This is a genomic window from Bradyrhizobium sp. LA6.1 (assembly GCF_040547805.1).
Taxonomy (GTDB): Bacteria; Pseudomonadota; Alphaproteobacteria; order Rhizobiales; family Xanthobacteraceae; genus Bradyrhizobium; species Bradyrhizobium barranii.
In genome coordinates, this window is sequence record NZ_JBEPQK010000010.1 from 12,970 (window position 1) to 34,782 (window position 21,813).

The 21,813-nt window shown below is 60.2% G+C and carries 18 protein-coding genes; 9 read left to right on the forward strand and 9 right to left on the reverse strand.

Going from position 1 to position 21,813, the window contains the following annotated elements:
• Window positions 1-850: 850 nt before the first annotated feature.
• Window positions 851-1,333, reverse strand: a complete 483-nt coding sequence (locus tag ABIB99_RS44510) for a hypothetical protein (RefSeq protein WP_502917509.1) — start codon at window positions 1,331-1,333, stop codon at window positions 851-853.
• 438 nt (window positions 1,334-1,771) lie between these two features.
• Entirely contained in the window at window positions 1,772-3,577 is a 1,806-nt protein-coding gene (locus ABIB99_RS23840) for an amidohydrolase (protein ID WP_354177689.1), read from the reverse strand.
• Window positions 3,578-4,328: 751 nt separating this feature from the next.
• Between ABIB99_RS23840 and ABIB99_RS23845 the strand changes: the two genes are divergently transcribed.
• A complete protein-coding gene (locus tag ABIB99_RS23845) occupies window positions 4,329-5,069 on the forward strand; it encodes an SDR family NAD(P)-dependent oxidoreductase (protein ID WP_354177690.1) in 741 nt (246 codons plus the stop codon).
• 594 nt (window positions 5,070-5,663) lie between these two features.
• Here the strand turns inward: ABIB99_RS23845 and ABIB99_RS23850 are convergent.
• Window positions 5,664-7,244, reverse strand: coding sequence for a Na+/H+ antiporter (locus ABIB99_RS23850; protein ID WP_354177691.1), 1,581 nt, complete (start codon window positions 7,242-7,244; stop codon window positions 5,664-5,666).
• A gap of 605 nt (window positions 7,245-7,849) precedes the next feature.
• Here ABIB99_RS23850 and ABIB99_RS23855 point away from each other — a divergent pair.
• Both ABIB99_RS23855 and ABIB99_RS23860 read left to right on the forward strand, forming a co-directional pair.
• Window positions 7,850-9,232, forward strand: coding sequence for an alginate export family protein (locus ABIB99_RS23855; RefSeq protein ID WP_354177692.1), 1,383 nt, complete (start codon window positions 7,850-7,852; stop codon window positions 9,230-9,232).
• 166 nt (window positions 9,233-9,398) lie between these two features.
• Entirely contained in the window at window positions 9,399-9,734 is a 336-nt protein-coding gene (locus tag ABIB99_RS23860; protein ID WP_354177693.1) for a hypothetical protein, read from the forward strand.
• A gap of 259 nt (window positions 9,735-9,993) precedes the next feature.
• On the opposite strand, the gene ABIB99_RS23865 is transcribed toward ABIB99_RS23860, so the two are convergent.
• From ABIB99_RS23865 to ABIB99_RS23880, 4 genes are all read right to left on the reverse strand, one after another.
• Complete coding sequence (locus ABIB99_RS23865; RefSeq protein ID WP_354177694.1) at window positions 9,994-10,875, reverse strand: pirin family protein; 882 nt, start codon at window positions 10,873-10,875, stop codon at window positions 9,994-9,996.
• Between the two features lie 77 nt (window positions 10,876-10,952).
• Window positions 10,953-11,798 (reverse strand): SDR family NAD(P)-dependent oxidoreductase, encoded by an 846-nt coding sequence (locus tag ABIB99_RS23870; protein WP_354177695.1) that lies wholly within the window; start codon window positions 11,796-11,798, stop codon window positions 10,953-10,955.
• Window positions 11,799-11,829: 31 nt separating this feature from the next.
• A complete protein-coding gene (locus ABIB99_RS23875; protein ID WP_354177696.1) occupies window positions 11,830-12,873 on the reverse strand; it encodes an LLM class flavin-dependent oxidoreductase in 1,044 nt (347 codons plus the stop codon).
• A 288-nt stretch (window positions 12,874-13,161) separates the two neighbouring features.
• The gene (locus ABIB99_RS23880) at window positions 13,162-13,815 is read right to left on the reverse strand and encodes a hydrolase (RefSeq protein WP_354177697.1); all 654 of its coding nucleotides are present in this window, start codon (window positions 13,813-13,815) and stop codon (window positions 13,162-13,164) included.
• A gap of 148 nt (window positions 13,816-13,963) precedes the next feature.
• On the opposite strand from ABIB99_RS23880, the gene ABIB99_RS23885 reads away from it, so the two are divergent.
• The gene (locus ABIB99_RS23885) at window positions 13,964-14,860 is read left to right on the forward strand and encodes a LysR family transcriptional regulator (RefSeq protein ID WP_354177698.1); all 897 of its coding nucleotides are present in this window, start codon (window positions 13,964-13,966) and stop codon (window positions 14,858-14,860) included.
• A 965-nt stretch (window positions 14,861-15,825) separates the two neighbouring features.
• Complete coding sequence (locus ABIB99_RS23890; protein ID WP_354177699.1) at window positions 15,826-16,128, forward strand: hypothetical protein; 303 nt, start codon at window positions 15,826-15,828, stop codon at window positions 16,126-16,128.
• A 35-nt stretch (window positions 16,129-16,163) separates the two neighbouring features.
• On the opposite strand, the gene ABIB99_RS23895 is transcribed toward ABIB99_RS23890, so the two are convergent.
• Window positions 16,164-16,613 (reverse strand): DUF6314 family protein, encoded by a 450-nt coding sequence (locus ABIB99_RS23895; RefSeq protein WP_354177700.1) that lies wholly within the window; start codon window positions 16,611-16,613, stop codon window positions 16,164-16,166.
• A 136-nt stretch (window positions 16,614-16,749) separates the two neighbouring features.
• On the opposite strand from ABIB99_RS23895, the gene ABIB99_RS23900 reads away from it, so the two are divergent.
• Window positions 16,750-16,980: a hypothetical protein gene (locus ABIB99_RS23900; protein WP_063985827.1), complete on the forward strand. Its 231-nt coding sequence runs from the start codon at window positions 16,750-16,752 to the stop codon at window positions 16,978-16,980.
• A 7-nt stretch (window positions 16,981-16,987) separates the two neighbouring features.
• On the opposite strand, the gene ABIB99_RS23905 is transcribed toward ABIB99_RS23900, so the two are convergent.
• Window positions 16,988-17,947: an AraC family transcriptional regulator gene (locus ABIB99_RS23905; protein ID WP_063985828.1), complete on the reverse strand. Its 960-nt coding sequence runs from the start codon at window positions 17,945-17,947 to the stop codon at window positions 16,988-16,990.
• Between the two features lie 302 nt (window positions 17,948-18,249).
• On the opposite strand from ABIB99_RS23905, the gene ABIB99_RS23910 reads away from it, so the two are divergent.
• The 3 genes from ABIB99_RS23910 (at window position 18,250) to ABIB99_RS23920 (ending at window position 21,788) form a co-directional block, all read left to right on the forward strand.
• Window positions 18,250-18,492: a hypothetical protein gene (locus tag ABIB99_RS23910; protein ID WP_063985829.1), complete on the forward strand. Its 243-nt coding sequence runs from the start codon at window positions 18,250-18,252 to the stop codon at window positions 18,490-18,492.
• A gap of 24 nt (window positions 18,493-18,516) precedes the next feature.
• Window positions 18,517-18,768 (forward strand): GCG_CRPN prefix-to-repeats domain-containing protein, encoded by a 252-nt coding sequence (locus ABIB99_RS23915; RefSeq protein WP_063985830.1) that lies wholly within the window; start codon window positions 18,517-18,519, stop codon window positions 18,766-18,768.
• A gap of 272 nt (window positions 18,769-19,040) precedes the next feature.
• Window positions 19,041-21,788 (forward strand): T6SS phospholipase effector Tle1-like catalytic domain-containing protein, encoded by a 2,748-nt coding sequence (locus tag ABIB99_RS23920; protein WP_354177702.1) that lies wholly within the window; start codon window positions 19,041-19,043, stop codon window positions 21,786-21,788.
• The last annotated feature ends 25 nt before the right edge of the window (window positions 21,789-21,813 follow it).

Genomic DNA, 21,813 nt, shown 5'->3' on the forward strand with positions numbered 1-21,813 from the left:
GCCGACGCGCGCAGCCAGCAAGCACGATGGCGCAAATTACGATCAAAGCTGTCACGTTATAGCGAGCCGACCGTCGTCGGCACCTCATTGATTCCGCTCTCCCCATATAGTCCCGGCGGTTCGTCGGCGCGTCAGCTAAGCCACCAATAAATCTAACCCGCCGCCGTCGCAGGTTAGCGCCGGACCGAGTTCGACCAAACGCAACGGTCAACACACCACGGCAGCAGCCCCAGCGCCTGAACGGAGACGATCGTTAAATCGATTCGATTCTATTGTCAGAGTCCGAAGGGCGTACATGAGCAGCAAGCAAGGCAAACACTCCTAGCGTTGAAATAAGCTAACGAGGTTGCATCCTGGCCGATAGCCCGCCGCTTAGGAACGCTCCGTTCCTAATATGGCAACGCCAGTTCAATCCACGGCGGTATGGCGCGCTTCGCGCGTGCAAATTCGCTCGGCGCTGGACCTATCGCACTCGGGCCAAATGCGGCGCTTTCGACCCTTCGACCGAGTCGAGAGTATCTGACTTACAAAACAGGCAGCTTCAATGCCGCCATGAAAGGAAGCGATTTCCTCAGCAAGTTCATGCTCTAAATAGCTGAAGTGCGACACGACGATTCCGCTCGAATGCGTCGTCGCTTCCAAGGCCGGCTGTCAACATCTCAGACCGTGTACTACTTCAGCAGTGCCGAAGGGAAGTCTCGAAAGCAGGGCGGAACACATGCACCTTCGGAGACGGCGCGCATCCTGCGACACGCTCAGCAGACAGGGACATCGGCTGTAGCGGTTCACAGTGCGGGGTTTTCCGGTCAATGATGTCTTATGACCTAGACGCAGTTCTTTCAGAGCGGCATCAGCCCTTTGTCATCGAAACCGAAACTTTCCTGATGTCGCCCTCGGATGTTATCAATATTGACTGCCTGTTTCCGGATGTCGTGAGCGCTAAGTTAGCATTGAACCCGGGCGCGTCGACGGTTGCAGCCATTCGGCTTCCTTGAGCACTTCCTTGCAGGCTTCCGCTGATACCACGGGATGCCTCAGTCCATGACCCGGACAGGCGCCCTCCCTGGCTGATGACATCGCTGATCAACTCGAACTTGTAACTGTCGCTTGCGCAACGAAGCGTCTGCCGTAGTGTCGCTCCGTCGAGAGATACACGGTACGTCGCACGGCAGCGCAACCGCTCCTCCGAACCATCCGACATTGAAATACTTCCGTTTCCGGGCCACGAGCCCGCGAAGCCCGAGAACGGAGCCGACTGCGCGTTCGCCGGCGAAGCCACAAATACGAGGAAAGATGCAGCCGCGACACGGCGAAGTTGTCTCTGGAGTGACATTTTAGATCCTATCGATATCAAGTTCGTTGCGGCTCTCGTTCTCTTTGGCACTTTGAATCCCGATCGGCCGGTCAAGGTCGATTCGCGATCGAGGCTCAGTTCAACACGTGGCACACTCACACTAAAGCCGAGCGACGTCCGAACCAGACCAAGCTCACATCCCTCTTCTCGAAAACAAAGCGCCATGCCGCCTTACAAGCCGGCTGACCCGAACGAGAGGCCGGAGGCTTGCGGCAAGACAGCTAGGAAACATCGCTGCCTGTCCGGCCGGGTCGCCGCCACCGATGTCGATGGCCTTCGCACCCCGACAGAAGCTGTCCGAGTGCTCGATCGCGGCATAGCAATATCAATGGGCAGCTGAGCTTGATCTGCGTGGCATCGGCAGATGCAAGTTGACCTCGGCCGATATGCCACGCAGCCCGATGAGTCCCGTGGGGCTCAATTGTCCCCGTAATAGCTCCCGAAGTACTTAACGGGTGACCAACTCGGGAGAATCTCGGGAAGTTTTGGAGATAGAGCGCTATAGTCCTGTGCACCAAACACAACCTTACCGTCCATAATAGTCAGAACAGACGAGACGGATTTGATCTGATCCTCCGGTACGGAAAAGTAATCTCTGTCGAGAATAGCGAAATCCGCGAGATTGCCCGGGGCGATTAAGCCCATTTCGGATTCTGCATTCGTGAACCACGCTGGACCACTGGTAAACAGTTTCAGTGCTTCGGCGCGGGAGAGACGGTTATCCTTCGCAAGAACTTCGGATCCGGACACAGACTTTCCAGATACCATCCAGCTAATTCCGACCCAAGGGTTGAACGTGGCAGCCCGAAAGGCGTCGGTAGTCATGGCCAATGGGATGCCGCTATCAACGAGCATGCGCAAACGAGGGGTACTCAACGCCTCCTCGCGACTATGGGTCTTTATGAAACCATCGGCGTGCAGCGCCATTTTGTGGTCCAGGGCGATGCCCCCACCCAGCTTTCTCACCCGGTCAATGTTCTCCGGACTAATGGTCTCAGCGTGCTCGAGACTCCATCGCAAGCCATCAAGCGGGATTGCTTCGTTCACCTTCTCCAGAGCGTCGAGAAAGGGGGAGATGTTCTCGTTGTAGGTGGTGTGCATGCGGAACGGGATGCGCCGCTCTACCAGCTTCCTCACGTCCTGCTCGACGAAGCGCCGCATCTTCTGCGGCTCGATGACGACCGCCGGACGATCGAAGTTCTCATGATCGTGCACTTCTCCGTTCAGAACCTCCCCAGCCCCTCGATATTCATGACCATGAGCCAGGGTGGGGTGCAGGTTTTGTCCTGGGCTTATCGGGGCTGTTTTCGTGATCGCCTCGAGTTCCAGATCCACCATGTTTACCGGCCCGCCTTCGCCGAGTTGCAAATCCACAAAGGGCATGCGCACGTTGAGCCGGTTGTCTCGTGCAAGCATGTCTACCCTTGCCTGAGCTTTGGGGTATTCCCATCTACCCCCGTTATCGATGATCGAGGTCACGCCGAACCGGTTCAGACCGCGGATGCTATAGATCAACGAACTCACTTCTTCGTCGAACGTGGGCTGTGGCACCATGGTCTCCAATGAGAGAAACAACCAAGTGTTGCCGTGGACCACGCCGGTGTACTGTCCGCGGCTGTCCTTTTCGAATTCGGTGTCCGGCACTTTGGGGAACCGATCGGTACCCGTACCAAGTAGCTCCATCGCCCGCTTGTTCAAAAAGGCGCGATTGTAGGCATACTGTACTATCAAGGGTCGATTGGGGACGGCCTTGTGCAATTCGTCCATCGTAGGAAAGCGGTTCTCCTCAAACTGGTAAGGGGACCAGCCTCCAATCACTTTGACCCATTGCCCCTCCGGCGTGCGTTCGGCCTGCTCGCTCAGCATCATCAACGCCCGACGCAGCGTCGGCGTGCCGTCCCATCGTACATTGTAATTATAGGCCATGTCGTTGAGGACATGAATATGAGCATCGACGATGCCGGGGATGAGCCTGCGGCGGCGCGCATCAATCACCTTGGTCCCGGATTTCTCTAGGCCGAGAATATCTCCGTCGGAGCCGACAGAATAGATGCGACCGTTCTTGACGGCCAAAGCCGACGCCTCGGGCTGCCCACGGTTGCCGGTGAAGATCTTTGCGTTAAAAACGATCAGGTCAGCGCCAGGATCGTTTTGCGTCGATTGCGCTTGAATCGCGGAGAACGGAAGGAACGTCACAAACGCGATTAATATTCTTCTGATCATTTTATCCCATTCGGCTATATTTAAGGTCGATCGGCTTCGCTAGACGGCAGTCGTCATAGCAAGCTCCTCATCGCATGAGGCAGGACGGCGAGCATCGACATCTACCGTTTGCCAGCTCGCAACTCGCGGCGATCAGCCAACTCGTCAACGTGCTCAGTGCGCGCTAGCCCACTCCCATGCGCTAAAAAGCGCCATCCAAGTCCTCACATGCCGTTGTCACAAGTTGGTTTGTTGGACGACACACGCCCTTATGACGATGCCCGAACGGCCAGTACCATCGACGTTCATTCGACGGTAGTTAGTTGCAGCCATACACTGTGTCGCAGAATCGGGAACGAGCCGGTGACTTGCACTAGACGACCGCGCTTAGTCGAATGCGCCAACCGAGCGCCGACCGGAACGTCAGGCGATCGCGTGATTGCAGTCCGATGAACGGCTAACTGCGTGTGTACGAACCACCCGCGTTCGCGCTGCGGCCGAACAGGCAGCCGACACAGATGATGTCGTAAAGTCTGATGAGGTCGCAGCCTCGGCTTCGGAAACGAAGCGACAATCGCTTCAGACGCGATGACCTTATCATAACCGCCGTATCGGTCGGCGTTCCTCTCGCTGCGACACAGTTTGACACTTCTTGCTGCTACGAGATGTCCACTCGATCACCAGATTGCGCGAGATAGGGCTTCAAGCGCCTCTCGTAATCTTTTACGTGAGCCGCTCGGGTGCTCGTATCACGATACCAGAAGGACAGGTTATGATTGATCTGAGTGGGAAGCGTGCACTGGTGACAGGCGCGTCGCGGGGCATTGGGGCGGCCATCGCGTTGGCGCTGACCGAGAACGGCGCCGACGTCGCATTCACCTACCAGCACTCGACCGAGAAAGCGAAAAAGGTGGCCGATTCGATCAGAAGCGCGGGCCGTCGCGTGATCGCGATTGAAGCCGACAGCGCTCACCCGGGAGCCATCATGCGCTCCGTGAGAGACGCCGTATCGGCGCTCGGCGGGCTCGACATCCTCGTCAATAGCGCAGCTATCGGCCACAACGGCATGATTGCCGATATCGACGTTGCGGAATTCCAAACCCTGATGGATGTCAATGTACGAGCGCCGGTGCTGTTCGCGAAGGCCGCTATTCCTCACCTCGGCGTGGGAGGGCGCATCATCTCGATCGGTTCGGGGCTGGGAGAGCGAGTACCGTTCGCTGGCGTGACTGCCTATGCGATGTCGAAGGCGGCGCTTACTTCCTTCACCCGCGGCCTTTCGCGCGAACTCGGACCGAAAGGTATTACTGTGAATCTTGTACAGCCCGGATCGACCGATACGGATGCAAATCCGGCGGACGGCCCTGGTGCCGAGTTTCAGCGCAACTTGTCGTCTTTGGGGCGCTTCGGTGAGCCGCACGAAGTCGCGAACGCCGTGGTATTTCTCGCCAGCCCCGCTGCGAGCATAATTACGGGCGCTATCCTAACCGCGGACGGGGGTGCGATCGCGTAAAACTGGCGCTATAGTTGGAAGATCACTAAACCGCAGGCACTCAGCGCGAGGGCTCGCTGTAGAGTGTGCTGAAAAACCGCAATCTGTTCGGCGAACTTTCGGTCGAGGACAATTTGGTCATAGCCGAACGATACGGGCGGGCGACCAACGACAAGGCGCGCGCGCCATCGCGTTCACGTTTCGACGACGTCTATGACCTATTCCCCGTCGTCGCGGACCGGCGGTCGCAGCGCGTGGAATTGCTCAGCGGCGGATAACAACAGATAGTTGCGATCGCGCGCACGCTTCTCCTGCGAACCAAGCCTATTGATAGATCATGGACGAGCCATCCATTAGACTACCCGAAGTTGAGACAAAGAGGAATGGGCTTGCTCCTCGTCCAGCAGAACGTCGGCATAGCTTCCGAGATCACAGGCCGAGCGCACTTATAGCCCCCGGCCGGATCGTTCACGAGATTGGCATCGGAGAAATGGGAGGCCTTCCTGTCGGATGATCGGTTGGCAAACGCCTATCTCGGAGTTCATCGCTGCTTTGAATGTCTCCTCGTGTGCCGTGGGTTCCGAGGCGGTCAATTCTCCCGATCGCGGACTTAAGTCATACGAACCGCTTTACCGTGATCTCCTCCAGATCGAGTTCCTGCTCGATTGCGTGAAGCACGCTGTCGTGGATTTGGTCGTCTCGATGCATCCGCAGCAATTCTTTGCGACCGGCGGAAATTGCTGCCAAGACTGCCGTGAAGTGATCCGCGCGGTGCGACGTCAATATTTCGGGCTCCTCCGAGAATCGCGCCGACGCCCTCGCCCGGTAGGAATATTGCTCCATCAAGCGTGGATGACGGTGGCTTCCGTCTGGTTCGAGCGACTCTTTTTCGACCGCCGCCAGCTGAGCGGCAGCAATGCGAGTCCGGGCATCGACCTCAGAGAGTTTCGAATTGTGCAAAGAGGTGATCCTGGCTCCTGAGAGCAATCGTACGAGCGGCGCTAGGGTAGAGCCTTGCAGAACAACCGTCGCGAGGATGACCGCGAACGTCACCGCCAGGATGAGGTCTCGACCGGGAAAGGCCTCGGGAAGTGAGAGAGCCGCGGCGAGACTGACCACTCCCCGAATCCCCGCCCAACTCATGATGAAGGGCACGGATAGCGGAGGATAGGGATCCCGCGCACGGAGCATGGGGATCAACGCGCGAGGAATGTAAGTCGTCGGGAAGATCCAAGCGAACCTCGCGACGATCACGGCCGCCACGATCGCCATCGTTGAGGGCAGGAGCTCGAGCAAGGCTTCTGATCCGCCGAGCCTGATCAACAGGCCGCGGAGTGAAAGGCCTATCAGGACGAAAATCAGGGATTCCAGCAGGAAGACAACGACGCCCCAGACCGCCGCCGATCGCGTGCGAGTGACGGCCGACAAGAGATCATGCTGACGCCACCCCATGATCATGCCGCACGATACCGTGGACAGCACTCCAGAAACGCCGATCTTCTCCGCCGCGATATACGAGATCCACGCGGTCAGAAATCCCCAGACGACGGAGAGGTCTGCATCGTCGATCCGCTTGAGGACAAAAATGGATACGTTAGCGAAAGCTACCCCCAACCCCACTCCGCCGGCTGTGAGCCACGAAAATTGAAGCACAGCATGGGTTGGGCTGAATACGCCTGTTAGGGTTGCGGCGACCGCGAGCCGGAAAAGAACCAACCCGGACGCGTCGTTCACCAGGCTTTCTCCCTCCAGCAGCACGATGACTCGTTGCGGCAAAGGCAGTTTCTGGAGTATCGCCTTCGCCGCTACGGCGTCTGGCGGCGAGACTATCGCGCCTAGAGCGAAGCAGGCTCCCCATGGAAGGGTCGGTTGCACCAGGTGCGCCACCACCCCGACGACCAGCGTCGTAAAAACAACGGCTCCCACGGCAAGTTGCATTATGATTCTTATGTCCGCGCGGAAATCCCGCCAGGCGGTGAACCATGCGCTGGCCATCAACAGCGGCGGCAGAAAAAGGACCATGACTAGATCGGGATCGAGTTCGATGTTTGGAGTTCCCGGGATCATGGCAAGACCGATCCCACCGGCGATAAGCGCCGCCGCACGAGGAAGCTGAAGCCGCTGCGCGAGCATTTCGAGAACAACGATCATCGCGATGAGCAAGAGCACGATCTCGAAGCGAGTAACGGAGGACATGTCTTCCTTGTCTGGACTTGCCCATCAACAGGCTTGATTGAGCGGTCATTGAGACTGGGACGGGCTCGGCCTGATCCAAGAGGAGCCGGCGAGAGCTTTTGCCTGTTGTGTCTCGTCTAGTGTCTCAGCCCGCCCAACGGCGGCTGCGTCGCGAACATAGCGCACTTCTAAGACTACCCCAGTCGGAAAAGACGAAATCTGCGTTCCACTTTGCACGACACAGAGGATCAAGTCGTGCGACTACCGCGCTTGGTCCCAAAGCGATATGCGGCGAGCAGTCGGAGCGTCATGGTGCGGCGCTCCCGGAAGAGCCGAGTCGATTCGGGATCGCCTGATCTCATCGAGATGGGAAAAGGCGGACAATGACGATCTCGATGCCCCAGTGCCCGAAGGAGAAGTGGGCGATCTTTTCAGCTAGGGGACCGGCTGCTTCGATATGCGCCCGCCATGAAGAGCCGCTGATGGGCGCTGGTTCGCGGCGCGATGTCCGGCTCGTAACCACTGGCGAGCTTCGCGTGGTGATCCGCGGAAAGCCTACCGGTGCCAGTTACGCCGGAAGCGTGAGAACTCGGAAAGTACCACGGCCCCCGTCGAAGTGGGTTTGGGTGTTTGCCCTGAGCATGGTCTCCTCTAGCGCATGGGCGGATTCGATCTGCCCCTCGCCGCCGCCCTATGCGCTGCTCCGTCAGGATGAAGACTATAGCTACCTTCGTGATCCCGGGTGCAAACGCGATTTGTTAGATCCCATCAAGTTCATTTCTTTGAGTCCTCAAAAGGACCAGTATCTAACCTTGGGCGGTGAAGTTCGGGAGTGGTACGAGGGATTTAGGAACGCCAATTGGGGGGTGGGACCACAAGATCGCGACGGTTATCTCCTTCAGCGCATTTCAACTTACTCGGATTGGCATCTAGGAGACGGGATCCGGCTCTTCGGGCAACTTTCCAGCGCGACATTAGTTGGACGCAACGGCGGGCCCCGCCCGGTGGATGAGGCTCAACTGTGGCTGGAACAGGCGTTTGCCCAGTTCGACGTACCGACCTTCTCGGGCGCGGATATTTCGGTCCGCCTTGGGCGGCAGGAGTTTCGATTCGGCTCTGGTAGATTCGTGGACGTGCGCGATGGACCGAACGTCCGGCGGGCATTCGATGGAGTCTCGGCTGTCTTGGATGTCGGCGGTTGGCACGCAACCGCGCTCGTCACCCGACCGGTACTGAACCGGCCGTCCGTGTTCGACGATCCGTCGGACACGCGCACGACGTTTTGGGGCCTCTACGCGACTAAGGCGGTCGCTTCGATGGGTGGCGGCCTCGATCTGTATTATCTGGGCATCAACAATCGCCAGGCAACCTTCGATCGCGGCACGGGAGACCAGCAGCGTCATACATTCGGCGCGCGGGCTTTCGGGTCGAAGGGAAATTGGGATTACGATTGGGAATTGACATATCAGGCCGGCAGTTTTGCGGGTCTTCCGCTAAGCGCCTATTCTTTCGCCACTGAAACGGGCTACACTTTCAAGTCCATACCATTCGCACCCCGCGTGAGTCTGAAAGCGGCGGCGACGAGCGGTGACGGCGGCCCGGCAAGTGATACATTCGGAACGTTTAGCGCTCTATTCCCCACTGGAATCTACTTCGGTCAAGCTGCAATCGGCTTGAACGGCGCTCCCAATCTGTTGGCGCTGGGTGCCACTTTCAAGGCCAATCTATCGGATTCAATTCAGCTGGGAATTGGCTACGACCTGTTCTGGAGAAATAGTCTACACGACGGCGTCTACGGGTTAGCCGGCAATTTGCTTCGGACGGGACAGGAGAGCCGCGAGCGCTACATCGGAGACCAGCTTTCGGCGTCGATCGTTTGGCGAGCCAACCGGCACGTAGACGTTTCGCTGGCCTATGCCTACTTTTTCGTTGGACCGTTTCTGACCGCGAGCGCGATACCCGGTCGCGACGTCCAATATGGCTCGGCCTACGTGAGATTCAGGTTCTGAAAGAAGCTCGGGCCAATCGCTGTGCTGCTCCAATGCCGTGATGTAGTGGCCGGCACTACAACTTCGTGGTCCCGCTCGTCGACCGGCCTTGCGGAAGATCTTCATTACGCTGCGTATTGGAGAAGAGTTTCGCCACTGAAACCATCAAAGTTCACGGAGGTTATTAGTGACAAAAAGTTGCCCTGCGCTGGCTGAAAGAAAGGCCGTCGACGTCATCAAACGTGCGGACACGGCGTTGGCTGCTGCGGTTTCTCTGGCTTTGGAAGAGGCGGTCAAACAGGTTACCGAAGACATGCGAGCAATCGATCAGGAAGACGCCACGCCGGTGCTGGAATATTTTGCAGGCGTCGTTCATCAGCGAATGTATTGCCTGATGTGTGGAGCAGATCCGGACACTTTTGAAGGAGGCGATCCGGATATTGCCTACCACGTCATCCGAAACAGTCAGAACATCGCCAGGCATTATTGGTCTGCGGACATCGAGCCCTACCCACCCAAGTAGTAAAGGGCTGTCTTATGACAACCGGCGCAGGCTGCGCCAGGCGCGACTGGATCCGGATGAGCAAGACCAGCAGTGACGGGCGCGGGACAGGTTGAACTGCGACGGAACGCTTTCTTCACACCTGAAGACCTTCGCTATCGCCCATCTGGCGGTCGTTCTTGATACGGACTGAAAGCGGGCTCTGTCCGGCTCCCCATTCCGCATTGGCAGCGTGCACCGTCGCGGATCGACGTTCGTTTCATTGGCTACCCGCGCCTCATCAGAAGATCGGCATCGGGCCGTCCGGCAGCGGAATGAACTCCACATTGTCGGCGTCGGGAAGCTTCATTCTTCCCGCCTTCCAATCCGAGGCCGCCTGCGCGAGGCGACCCTTCGAAGATGATACGAAATTCCAGTAGATATACCGTTCGCCGACGGGCTCTCCTCCCAAGACCATCACTGACGACTGCTCCAGGGCGAGCACGCGGGAGGCGATGGAAGCCAGCACCAGCATCTTGCCTGACTGGTAGCGCTTACCATCCAGCTCCACCGCCCCTGTAGCGATGTACAGGGCGCGCTCTCTGTGCCCGCCAGGTATCTCGGCGGTCGCGCCGCTCGCCATATTAAGATGAGCGTAAAACAGCGGCGAATGCGTCGTGGCACTCGCCGTCAGACCATAGGCGCTGCCGGCGATGAGTTGGCCTACCACGCCTGCTTCGTTCCATTGGGGAAGGTCGCTTCCGGAATAGTTGGAGAAGGAAGGCGCGGTCTCTTCATTTTCGGTCGGTAGCGCGACCCAGGCCTGGACGCCGTGCAAATGATCACCTTGCAGTCTCGCCCGCTCGAGCCGCTCGCTGTGGGTAATGCCTCGACCTGCGGTCATCCAGTTAACCTCTTGCGGACGGATCGCTTGCTCGTAGCCGAGGCTGTCGCGGTGCATCACTTCGCCCGCAAACAAATAGGTGACGGTTGAGAGTCCGATGTGCGGATGTGGGCGGACGTCGAGGTTACGATCGACACCGGGCGCGAGATCGAGCGGTCCCATATGATCGAAGAAGACGAAGGGACCGACCATTCGACGCTTAGCGATCGGAAGCACGCGACCGACTTCGAAGCCCCCACCGAGATCGCGACGTCGCTGTTCTATGACCATTTCAATCATGTCATCTCTCCTGATCGGTTCGGGCTATCGACGATGTCGGAATATTCGGGATGGTGTGCGTAGTAGGCCGGCAAGCGTCAGGCCGAGTGCATCCCCCCCGGCGTCGGGCTTTCGTGGATAGCTCGGAGCATCTCCTCGGCGTCGGCGCCGACTACCGCGCGGCTCGGCGCGGGATGCTGCTCGGCGATTTCGATTACCTGTGCAGCGGTAGCGGCCGAGTCGAAACTGGCCGCCTGCATACTGCCCAGCCCGTTCGCAAAGGTGCCTAACGTCTTGCCGTAGAGTTTGCGTTGAGCCGACGTCATCCCGTTTGCGATCCGCGCCAAGGCCGACGTCTTTGCTGAACCACCCGTCTTCATGTTGCCGGTGGTCACCACCACGACCTCAACGCCGAAGGGTTTCAGTTCGGCACGATAGACAGCCGAAAACACCTCGATCGCCGCATGCGAAGCTGCCGACGGCCCGCTGAACGGCAACGGAAAGCTCGCCATCCATGTGTTGACCTGCACGATGCGGCCGTGCGCCTTCCGTAAAGCCGGCAAGAATGCATTGATCACCGAAAGAGCACCGAATACGTTGACTTCGAACTCGTGACGGATGGCATCGAGCAGAAGAATCTCGATCGGACCTTGAGTGAGGATGTCGGCATGGTTAATCAGGAGGTTGAGCCCGGCATCGCCAAGTGCTTCAGTTACACCGGAGGCCCAAGCCTGCACACCCATCGGCTTTGTGAAGTCGCAGACGGTCAGGCTGACACGGCCGCCGGAAGCGTCCCTGAGATCTTGGACCTCCGCCGCGGACATCGCTGTGCCGAAGACGATATATCCCTTGGCGGCGAGCCCGAGCGCGATGTCGCGGCCAAGGCCGGCGCCGGCGCCCGTGACTACGACCGAACGGCCTAATCGTGGAGAAGTGGATACCATCAGGTGTTTTCTTCCAGAGACGAAACACTCCTCACGGATTTGCGCCAGCCGCCGCCCGGACCATCGGCGCGACTTCAGTGCCCAAGAGCTCGATCGAGCGCTTCATCGCGGCGGTTTCGAGCGAAGCGGTGCTCATTTGGAATGTGATGCGCGAGACGCCGCCGAGCTCCTCGCTGGCGTGGAGCATCTTGGCTGCGACCGTCCTCGGACTACCAATCAGAAACGCGCCCTCCGGACCGGCCATTTCTTCGAACTGCCGGCGTGTCGGCGCCGACCAGCCGCGTTCACGACCGATCTTCGTCGTCAAATGCGCCCAGCCGGGGAAGAAGGCATCGCCGGCTGCCGCGTCGGTTTCGCCGACAAAGCCCATTGCATGGACGCCTACCGCGAGCTTTTCGGAATCATGCCCGGCACGCTCGCCAGCCTCGCGATAGAGATCGACGAGAGGACGGAAACGTTCGAAGCTGCCGCCTATGATCGCGACCATCAACGGAAGGCCAAGTTCGCCGGCTCGCGCGAAGGATTGCGGCGTGCCGCCGACGCCGATCCAGAGCGGAAGTTGCGACTGATGCGGGCGTGGGAAGATGCTTTGGCCATAGAGCGCGGGCCGGAAGCGCCCCTTCCAGGTGATGTTGGTCGATTCGCGGAGCTTAAGAAATAGATCGAGTTTCTCGGCGAAGAGCTCGTCATACGCCATGGTGTCGAGGCCAAACAGCGGGAAGGCCTCACCGAACGAACCGCGACCGACTACGATCTCCGCCCGGCCGCCGGCGATCAAATCGAGTGTCGAGAACTCCTGGAACACGCGCACCGGGTCGGCCGCGCTCAAGACGGTCACGGCGCTCGTCAAGCGGATCTGACTGGTGCGGGCTGCCGCCGCGGCCAAGATGACCGCGGGAGCGGAATCCAGGAACTCTGCGCGATGGTGCTCGCCGACACCGAATACATCGAGTCCGGCCCGGTCGGCGACCTCGATCTCTGCGATGAGGTCTGCCATGCGATCGGTGCCGGATGGAAGCTTGCCCGTCGCCGGATCGGGAAGCATGGCCGCGAAGCTGTCGATACCGATTTCCATGGGAAGCCTTTCGAGCAGTTAAGCTTGGCGAAGTCCCTCGTCGGGATCGAACATCGAAGCTCCCGAGGTCGTCGCGGTTGCCGGCACATCGTTCTGCAGAACGTCCGGATGCTGGGCAAGTTTGCCGCCTTCGATCCGGATCAGCCTCGTTGCCCGATTCGAGCCAGGTCGCTGTAGGCCCCGCTGAAAGCGGTTCGGTTCCCAGTTTTCCGGAAAGAGGGGATGACGAGACTAGCCCAGTGGACACCCTTCGCAATGCATCGTCCGGACGCCCGCCACCCCTTCAATTCACTTCGCGGCGCTTGGTACCGGAGTATTGAGCAATTGCTGTTCCCACATATAAGCAATACCGCTGCCGGCGAAGTGCTGGATGAGAATCTCGGTCAGTTCCTCGACATGCTCGGTGCGCGCCCAGTCGCGTTGCCATTCGCCAGCGAGCGCCATCACGGTCATCACGTTCGCGCCAGCCGCGATCATTCGCTGAACTGCAACTTCGTGAGACTCCTTCGAAATCCCGCCCGACGCGTCGGTGATCACGGTCACGTCCCAGCCTTCGCCGGCGGCCTGGATGACAGGCATTGCGACGCAGACCTCGGTCCACAGGCCCGCGATGATCAGCTGCTTGCGGCCGGTCGCCTTGACGACCTTCACCACATTCTCGTCCTGCCAGGTGTTCACCCAGGTGCGATCGATGACTTCCTGGCCCGGAAATACGTCGGTGATCTGCTTAAAGAGAAGTCCACCGCGCGCCGCGATCACGCTGGTGAGAATGGTCGGAACATTGAAGGCTTTTGCAAGCTTCGCCAGCGCGGTCGTGTTGTTGACCACAGCTTGCGGATCGTGGCTGTTCAAGTTCGTGAGCTGATAGGGCTGGTGATCGATCAAAACGAGTACCGAGTCCTCGGGACGAAGAAGCGACGCAAGGCCGTTGCGAAAGGTCATGAATATCCTCTGCTGCCGTTAGATGAGGCTGATTTGTGGGAGACATCCGCCGACTGCGACGACGTCTGCGTGGACAGTGCCATTCCCATTTGCGATACGGTAGCGCTCGCTCTCGCCACACTGTGTCGCAAAAGCAGGAACGCCAAAATTGGACATTGAAGAACTGCGAACATTCGTAGAGGTCGCTGACGCCGGCGGAGTATCACCTGCTGCGCGCCGGCTCGGGGTCTCCAAGTCGATCGTTAGTCGGCAGCTCGCTCGGCTTGAAGCAGAGCTCGGCGTCCAGCTGCTTGCACGAACCACTCGCGGCGCCGTGCTCACGGAGGCGGGTTCCACATTCCGAGATCACGCCGCCAGAGTCTGCGCCGAGATCGATGTTGCCAAGGAAACGATCCTACCCGCAGGTGATCTTCGCGGCCGCTTGCGGATTGCTGCACCACTTACGTTTGGCGCGACTCATCTTGCTCCGGTGCTCGCCGAAATGGCGCGACGTTACCCTCTGCTTGGCATCTACACCTGCTACACTGATCGCTTCGTCGATCTCATCGCAGAGGGTTATGATTGTGCGATACGGCTTGGCCATCTTCCGGACTCTAACCTGATCGCAAGGCGCGTCGGACCGATCTATGGGAAGTTAGTTGCGAGTCCGGAGTATATCAAAGCGCACGGATCGCCTGAGACAACGGATGAACTCCTCACGCATCAGGCTCTCATGCAGGGGACAGAAACCTGGCAGTTCATGGATGGTGAACAAACCGTCACGGTTCGACCGCAGGGGCGCTTCAAAGCCGACAACGGCACAGCTCTGGTCACTGCCGCCATAGCGGGACTCGGCATCGCTTATCTCCCCGAGGGCCTGATCCATGAGCATCTGGCCTCTGGCACGCTTGTTCCGATCATGACCCGGCACCCGATACGTCCGGCGGGAGTATTTGTCGTCCGGCCACCAGGCCAGCATCCCGCTCGCAAGATAAGAATCCTCACCGAAATGCTGATCGAGTGCTTCGGAAACGCTCCGGACGTTGTCGGCACTGCACCTGTCTGAGTGGAGCACTGAGCCGAGGTGGGTATGTCATATGTACGACCTAGATCCCTCGAGCGCTCGCGAACGGATAGATCAACACTCCCGACGCCATTTCCTGCGGAGCAACGACGACTTGCCGTGAGCCGTCTCTGAACTGATCGACACTATCGCCAACGACACTCTGGAATTGCACCTGCAGCACGTGGGATGCGTCCATTCGCCGCGCGACCCGAAGGTGATGCTGCCCATAACTGTCGAGAACACCGCCCGTCGCGTGAACTCAGAGCGCGACGTCGCCCAGACTTCCCGTGCCCAGTAGCCTGGGCCACGACCTGCATCTGCGAGCAGGCCAATGGCGCCATATAGTGCCCGAGTGGATCCACACCTGATCCGGAACATCAGCGGCGCAAGTTAAGTCAGCTCCGAAGCTGTAAGGGCGCTTTGGAATACCGCAAGGCTTAGCGTACAAAATCGTACAACTGGCGGAGAATTGTCCGTCAATCGCAATCAAATTTTTGGCGCGGTTAGATCAACACCCACGGTTTGCGCTAAGCATGACGAGAGCCTCCCCTTAACCTCGCGATCGATGCCTCCGGGAGTACGGGTCAGGGCCGGGTTCGATTCCGGTCGGAGCGAATTGCGGAGTCCGAAATGGCGTGGCATGGCCGATACTGGAAGCCCGATGCTTTATTTTGTCGGCTAGCCACGTGTCATCCTGTTGGTATTTGTGTTGGCATCGACAGCGATGCAAGAAAAACTTTGCTTTCAATTCAATTGGTTATGGCACTAGGTGATTGTCGGCCAGGGGCACCACGCTTCGCCCTTTCGGGCTTCGCGTGGCGCAGCCACGCCGAACCGAAAGGGCGAAGCGTGTCCGGCGAAGCCACTTGGCGAAGACGGACTGCCTCAATATCCCCCTCCCCTTCCAATCGTCACATCCCACCTGTATAAACCGGTAGCTTCTTCTGTAACTCGAAGGAGCTCACATGAACGACCTGCATACGTGGCTTTCGCAACAGCACCACGGCCTGCGCACCTTCCGGACATTTCAGCAAAAGCTCGAGACGCTCGGCCGGGACGATCCCGCCCAGCGCGGTCTTTGCCGCCTGTTGAGCGGCCTCGTCGGCAGCTATGTCGAGGCCTTTGACGAGGAGCCGCTGCCGGTCGAAATCGCCGATGGCGCATATCAGCGTCTGCTAACGCTGGTTGAGAGCATCGATCTTCACGGCAACGCCGAACGCCGGCTCGCCGACATCAACCGCGTGGCGGAGAGTGAGCTCTGGCGGTGAGAGGCGGCACGGCCGTCGCCATCGCCCCGGCTTGATCACGAGAGACGCGTGTAGGTCGTGTTCATCGTGTAGTCCTTGCGTGGACCCGATACGACATGACGGACGACGAACGTTCCATCCGGCCGAAACATGTAGGCCGACTGATAGTCGTCGTGCTTGCAAAGATGGCTCGCACGTCCGCTCAGCTCTCCCCCGGAAGATGCGGACAGTGAAATCTCGTGAAACAGCCGCGGCGGATCTTCCCTGAAGAAGACCTTGAATCCTCCGTCGCTGTTGCTGAAGACGTATTCGCGTTCGGCCTGCACAATGGTGCCGTTCGCGAGCTTCAGATGTCCCTGCTCACGATAGGCCAACCGCCCCCCGTCCAGTGGCGTGAAGATCGCGATACCCTGCATCGTAGCCTGGCCTTCGATGACACGGTCGAAGGACCACGAGCCGATCAGCTTTTTCGTGACGTCCGAGGCGTCACCCCAAAAATCGATCATGACTTCGTTCATATCTTCAGACCTGCACATCAACCAACCGGTCCAGCCTCACAGGACCCGCAGCCGGGAGTTCGACTTCGGCGAGCCGATACCTATATCCTACCGCAACGAAATGGTGATGCAGTGAGCAGCTTTGATGGCCAGGAGACGCACGACGGAAGCGGACGCCGACGACCTCCCCCGCTATTTCGTCTGGGTCCGGGGCCTCGAGGGCCCCGAGCCGCAGAAATGGATGGCGATGGATTTCGGCATCGGTGACTGGAAGCGGCCGCAAGTGCTGGCCTTTCTGGAGCTGCCGGAAGGCGAACGGCACCTGCCGCTGTCGGCGCTGGCGCGCCGCTATCCGCCGCCGCGGGTGGAGACCTAGCGCTCTCTCACTTCCCCCTCGCCGCGGTCGGCGTCAACCCAAACCGCCTGCGGAAGCAGCGGTTAAAATAAGAGAGATCGTTGAAGCCGCAGGCAAAGGCGATGTCGCTGATGCGGCCCTCGCGGTGCGCCAGGAGGTCGGCGGCCTTGCGCAGACGCAGCTCAGTGAGGCGGGTGGTGAAGCTGGCGCCGGCCTCGAACAGCAGTTCGTTGACGTAGCGCTCGGAAAGGCCGGCGGCGGCGGCAAGCTTCTGGGCGGAAAAACCCGGCTCGTGGAAGCGCGCCTCAAGAATCGACAGCACGGCCTTGAGCCGCACGACGCGCAGGCCCCCGCGTCGCGCGGCAGTGGCGATATCGCTGCGGGCACCGAGACCGATCGCGGCAAGGTCGAGCAGATGGCCGGCGATCGCCATGCCGGCCTCGTCGGCGGCCGTGGGATTGCGGAGGAGGAGATCGCTGTAATCCATCGCCAGCGACAGCGCGCCGCCGGGCTCGAGCTCGCAGCCGACGAGATCGTCGATGTCGGCGACCATCGCGCGCAGCGTATCGACCGGCAGATGCACGTTGGTGAAACGCTTTTGGCTCGCGCCGTCGGCCGCGAAGAACGGCTCGTCCAGCTTGAGCAGCACCATCGCTCCCGGCCGCATGGTGAATTCGCGGCCACGATGGATCACCTGAGACGGAAGATCTCCGGTGTTGCGCGCGAGGCAAAAGCGGTCGTCGCCGGTCTCGATCACCTGGCGCTTCTCGCGCCGGACCGTGACGAAGCTGCCGTCGCAACGGCCGAGCATGGTGGTGCCGATATGGATCGAGTTCATCGTGGCGCGAAACGGCACGTCGGACGCCGGATCGAGCTCGCCGGTGTTGGAGAAATGCTCGAACAGCTCCGCGAAGCGGATGAAGCGCTGCCGGTCGGACAAGTCCTGCGGCAGCATCTCGGTCGAGAGCGACTTCCTGATGACGGACATCGAGAACGACTTTTCGAGAATGGCTTTTCTAAGTTCTTCAAAAAAAGACTTGGCGCTCGCTGAACCTCGCACGCCAAACGGACGCCCGCAGAAGACCAGCATACCGCAAGCTATCAGCACGCCAACGTGAATCAAGCTGCGCCGGTCAGTCCAAGCTGCGACGGCGCTGGCGCCGGTCAGTCCAAGACGCCCCGCACAGGCGGGCCCTATTCAGGCCGCGGATGCGGCATCCCGGCACAGACGGGACTGCATCCGGGCAAACGGGCGGCCCCAGCCTGACGCCCGCTGGAGGAGACAACGACATGCGAACCTCTCTACCCCGCAGCCTCGTGCTCGGCGGCGCCATCGCGACCAGCCTCTGCATCGGTTACGCGCTTGGCGCGCAGCCGCACATGGACGAAGCCATCGCGATCCTGCAATCGGCCCGCGCCGAGCTCGGCAAGGCAGAGCCGAACAAGGGCGGTCATCGCGAGAAGGCGATCGGGATGATCGACCAGGCGATCGCCGAAGTACGCGCCGGCATCGCGTTCGCCGCCGGCCATTGAAGCAACGGCATTCGGGAGGAAGACATGATACGCACCCTGTTTGCCACGGCTCTCACGCTCGGCGCGATCACGGGCGTTGCCCAGGCCATGCCGCTCACCCTGCTCAACGCAGCCGCGAACGGCGACGTCATCGCGGTCGCCGGCGGCTGCGGCCCCGGCTGGCACCGCGGCCCCTATGGCGGCTGCCTCAGGAACTACGCCAACCCCGCCGCGCATGCCTGCCCGCGCGGCTACCATATCGGCCCCGGCGGCGCTTGCCGCGGCAATGGCAGGTAGGAGCTGAACATTCCGCCTCTCCCCGCTCGCAGGGGAGAGGCGTCCGCCGACATCGCGCCTCTCGCCACCGGCACCAGCAAGACCAAACGTTTTCGTAACCGTCATGCCGCGGCGTCCGACCGCGGCAGGGCGGCGGCGCGATCCCGCTTGCTACCTCAACGGGACTATGCACAGAATGCACCTGTTTTCATAACGCAACCATTGATTGAAATCGTGGAGTACTGAACGGCTCCGGCCTGAAGTGCTTCACCGTCGATTGCCAGAGGGGCCCCATGACCCACCATGATGGCGCGCAGAATGGCGATTCTGCCAGACCCAAGCACACGCATGACGATGCAAGCGCCGGCGGGCCGACCGCCACCACCCTGTCGAAGCGCAAGCTGGTGCTGTTCGCCGACGGCACGGGCAACGCGTTCACCGCCCAGGAATCCAGCGTCTGGCGGCTCTATGAAGCGCTCGACCACACCCAGCCGGACCAGATCGCCCACTACATCAAGGGTGTCGGCACCGCCGGCTGGGCGCCGCTCGCAGCCATCGACGGCGCCACCGGCATCGGCGTTCCCTCCAACGTCCGCAAGCTCTACCGCTTCCTGTGCTGGAACTGGCGCGAGGGCGACGAGATCTACATCTTCGGCTTCAGCCGCGGCGCCTTCACCGCGCGCACGCTGGCGGCGCTGATCGCGAGCCAAGGGTTGGTGCCGGCGGAAATCAAGGGCGAGCCGGTCTCGCATGCCGAGATGGAGCGCAACGCCATGTCCGCATGGCGGGAATACCGCAAGGAATCGGTGGGCTATCGCAGCCTGCCGACGATCTGGATTACGCGCTGGATTCGCGACCTGCTGCTCATCATCTACCATTTCGTCTGCGGGCACCGCTCCTATTGCACGGTCCGCAAGGCCATGGCCGGCCGCAAGAACGTCAAGATCGAATTCCTTGGGCTGTTCGACACGGTCGAGGCTTTCGGCGTACCGATCGAGGAGCTGCGCGTCGCGATCGACTGGGCAATTTGGCCGATTTCGTTCCGCAATCACCGGCCCTCGCGCAAGGCGAAGCACATCTGTCACGCGCTCGCGCTCGACGACGAGCGCACCACCTTTCATCCGCTGCGGATCGACCAGAGCCGTCTAGCGAATGACCAGACTGTCGAGGAGGTGTGGTTCGCGGGCGTCCATTCCGACATTGGCGGCGGTTACCCGGAATCCACCCTCTCCTTCGTTCCGCTGGTCTGGATGACCGAGCAGCTCGGTGGCCAATTGCGCTTCCAGAACGGCACGATCGAGCGTTTCCGCGAGTATCAATCGGCGATCGGGCCAAAGCACGATTCACGCAGCGGCGCCGCCGTGCTTTACCGCTACGGTCCGCGGCCGATCCTCGAAGGCGATGTGAACGGCGGCAAACCGGTCGTTCACTTCGCCGTGGTCGAACGAATGCTGTTCGGATGCGACGATTATGCGCCGATCATGCTGCCGGCGAACGCGCGGGTGCTGATGCCCGACGCAAGCATCAGGGAGCTCACCAATGACGGCGCGCACCAGGCCATGCATGACGCCTACGCGAAGAAAGCGAGGCGCCCGATCAGCAAGGAGGAATCCGACGCCTTCACTGGAATGAAAGCGCCAGACGCGGACATGGCGAATCTGGCGCGCGGCGCCGTGTGGTGGCGACGCGTGGCCTATTTCTCGCTCCTGATCATGACGGGCATCATTGTCGCCTGGCCGTGGATCGCCCACAAAATCATAGATACATCCGGCAAGAGCCTGCGCGATTTTGTCAGCAACATCGACTGGGGTTTCAGCGCCATACTCGGCTCCGTCGCGAACCTGCTCAAGAACGTGTTGCCCTCCTATGCGGGGCCATGGCTCAATATCGCACTCTATTATCCCGTCGCGACCTCACTCGTCGTGCTGGTCACGTGGTGGGTCTGGAGCATCAACGCCTCGCTGCGTGATGGCATCCAGGAGCGGGCGCGGCTCGCCTGGTATCGGCCGGAACGGAAGGCGAGCGCAAAAAACCTGAGCCGGATGAGTTTGTTGTTCAGGTTTGGCGGTTTGATGCAGCGAAATGCACGGTGGATGAGCTTTCCGTTCACCAAGATCATCTTTCCCATCGTCTCCATCGTCGTCATCTACGCCGCGGCCCTGCTGATCGCCTCGAGCAGCTTCTTCACCTGGCGCGTCGCGACCGGACAGGTTTGTGAAACCCCGGAAACAAAAGCCGCAGAGGCGAAGAGAAAGGGAGTGAACGTCGCGGTAGACATTCCGCCAGCCAAGCCGGTGGGCGACAACGAGCTTCCTGCGACCGAGCTTTTCAACGTCAACCAGTTCTGCTGGGCAAGCAGGCTCGCCGTGGAGAAGGGCCGCAAATACCGGGTCTGGATCGATATCGACCAACGCTGGTTCGACCGCACGATCATGACCGGCGTCAACGGATTCCAGACCTACGAAAACCACCACTACCTCGCTCTCCCGACCCGGCGACTGCTCGGCGCGGACTGGTTCCAGCCGGTCGTACGCGTCGGCGAGAAGGGCCTGAACGATCAGACGCTGCAGGCCATGAACGTGATGTCGGCAGATGAACTGCCGCGCCGCATTGACCCGACCCTCCCCGAGGAAAATGCTCAGGATGAGCCAAAAAACAGATATCCCGTCCGCATCGAAAACGCTGGGGAATCGAGCACGGACGATGCGGCGAAGCTGACGAAACTCAAGGCTGATATCGCGAAGATGGGCACATTCGATGCGCTTCCGCCAGACGAGTCGGCACGCAAGGTCTGGGACACGCAGAAACTTGCGGACCGGATGGTGGCCGAATTCACCGCACCTGATTCCGGCGAGCTGTTCTTCTACGTCAACGACGCCGTGCAGATCGTCCCGGGCTTCCTGCGATGGCTGGCCCCGGCAAAATACGCCGACTATTTCGGGCCGGACGAACAATACTACAAGAACAACAGCGGCACGGCGCGGATCACGGTACAGCGTCTGCCCGCGCCGCCGACGCCATCGGCAGCGGCAAAGCAGTAGGCGCCGGCCACACCGGAGCGGAAGA

Excerpts from the sequence above, each read along its gene's own strand:
- ABIB99_RS44510 (WP_502917509.1), bottom strand. The coding sequence starts at position 1,333 with ATGTCACTCCAGAGACAACTTCGCCGTGTCGCGGCTGCATCTTTCCTC.
- ABIB99_RS23840 (WP_354177689.1), bottom strand. The coding sequence starts at position 3,577 with ATGATCAGAAGAATATTAATCGCGTTTGTGACGTTCCTTCCGTTCTCC.
- ABIB99_RS23845 (WP_354177690.1), top strand. The coding sequence starts at position 4,329 with ATGATTGATCTGAGTGGGAAGCGTGCACTGGTGACAGGCGCGTCGCGG.
- ABIB99_RS23850 (WP_354177691.1), bottom strand. The coding sequence starts at position 7,244 with ATGTCCTCCGTTACTCGCTTCGAGATCGTGCTCTTGCTCATCGCGATG.
- ABIB99_RS23865 (WP_354177694.1), bottom strand. The coding sequence starts at position 10,875 with ATGATTGAAATGGTCATAGAACAGCGACGTCGCGATCTCGGTGGGGGC.
- ABIB99_RS23870 (WP_354177695.1), bottom strand. The coding sequence starts at position 11,798 with ATGGTATCCACTTCTCCACGATTAGGCCGTTCGGTCGTAGTCACGGGC.
- ABIB99_RS23875 (WP_354177696.1), bottom strand. The coding sequence starts at position 12,873 with ATGGAAATCGGTATCGACAGCTTCGCGGCCATGCTTCCCGATCCGGCG.
- ABIB99_RS23880 (WP_354177697.1), bottom strand. The coding sequence starts at position 13,815 with ATGACCTTTCGCAACGGCCTTGCGTCGCTTCTTCGTCCCGAGGACTCG.
- ABIB99_RS23890 (WP_354177699.1), top strand. The coding sequence starts at position 15,826 with ATGAACGACCTGCATACGTGGCTTTCGCAACAGCACCACGGCCTGCGC.
- ABIB99_RS23895 (WP_354177700.1), bottom strand. The coding sequence starts at position 16,613 with ATGATCGATTTTTGGGGTGACGCCTCGGACGTCACGAAAAAGCTGATC.
- ABIB99_RS23900 (WP_063985827.1), top strand. The coding sequence starts at position 16,750 with ATGGCCAGGAGACGCACGACGGAAGCGGACGCCGACGACCTCCCCCGC.
- ABIB99_RS23905 (WP_063985828.1), bottom strand. The coding sequence starts at position 17,947 with ATGTCCGTCATCAGGAAGTCGCTCTCGACCGAGATGCTGCCGCAGGAC.
- ABIB99_RS23910 (WP_063985829.1), top strand. The coding sequence starts at position 18,250 with ATGCGAACCTCTCTACCCCGCAGCCTCGTGCTCGGCGGCGCCATCGCG.
- ABIB99_RS23915 (WP_063985830.1), top strand. The coding sequence starts at position 18,517 with ATGATACGCACCCTGTTTGCCACGGCTCTCACGCTCGGCGCGATCACG.
- ABIB99_RS23920 (WP_354177702.1), top strand. The coding sequence starts at position 19,041 with ATGACCCACCATGATGGCGCGCAGAATGGCGATTCTGCCAGACCCAAG.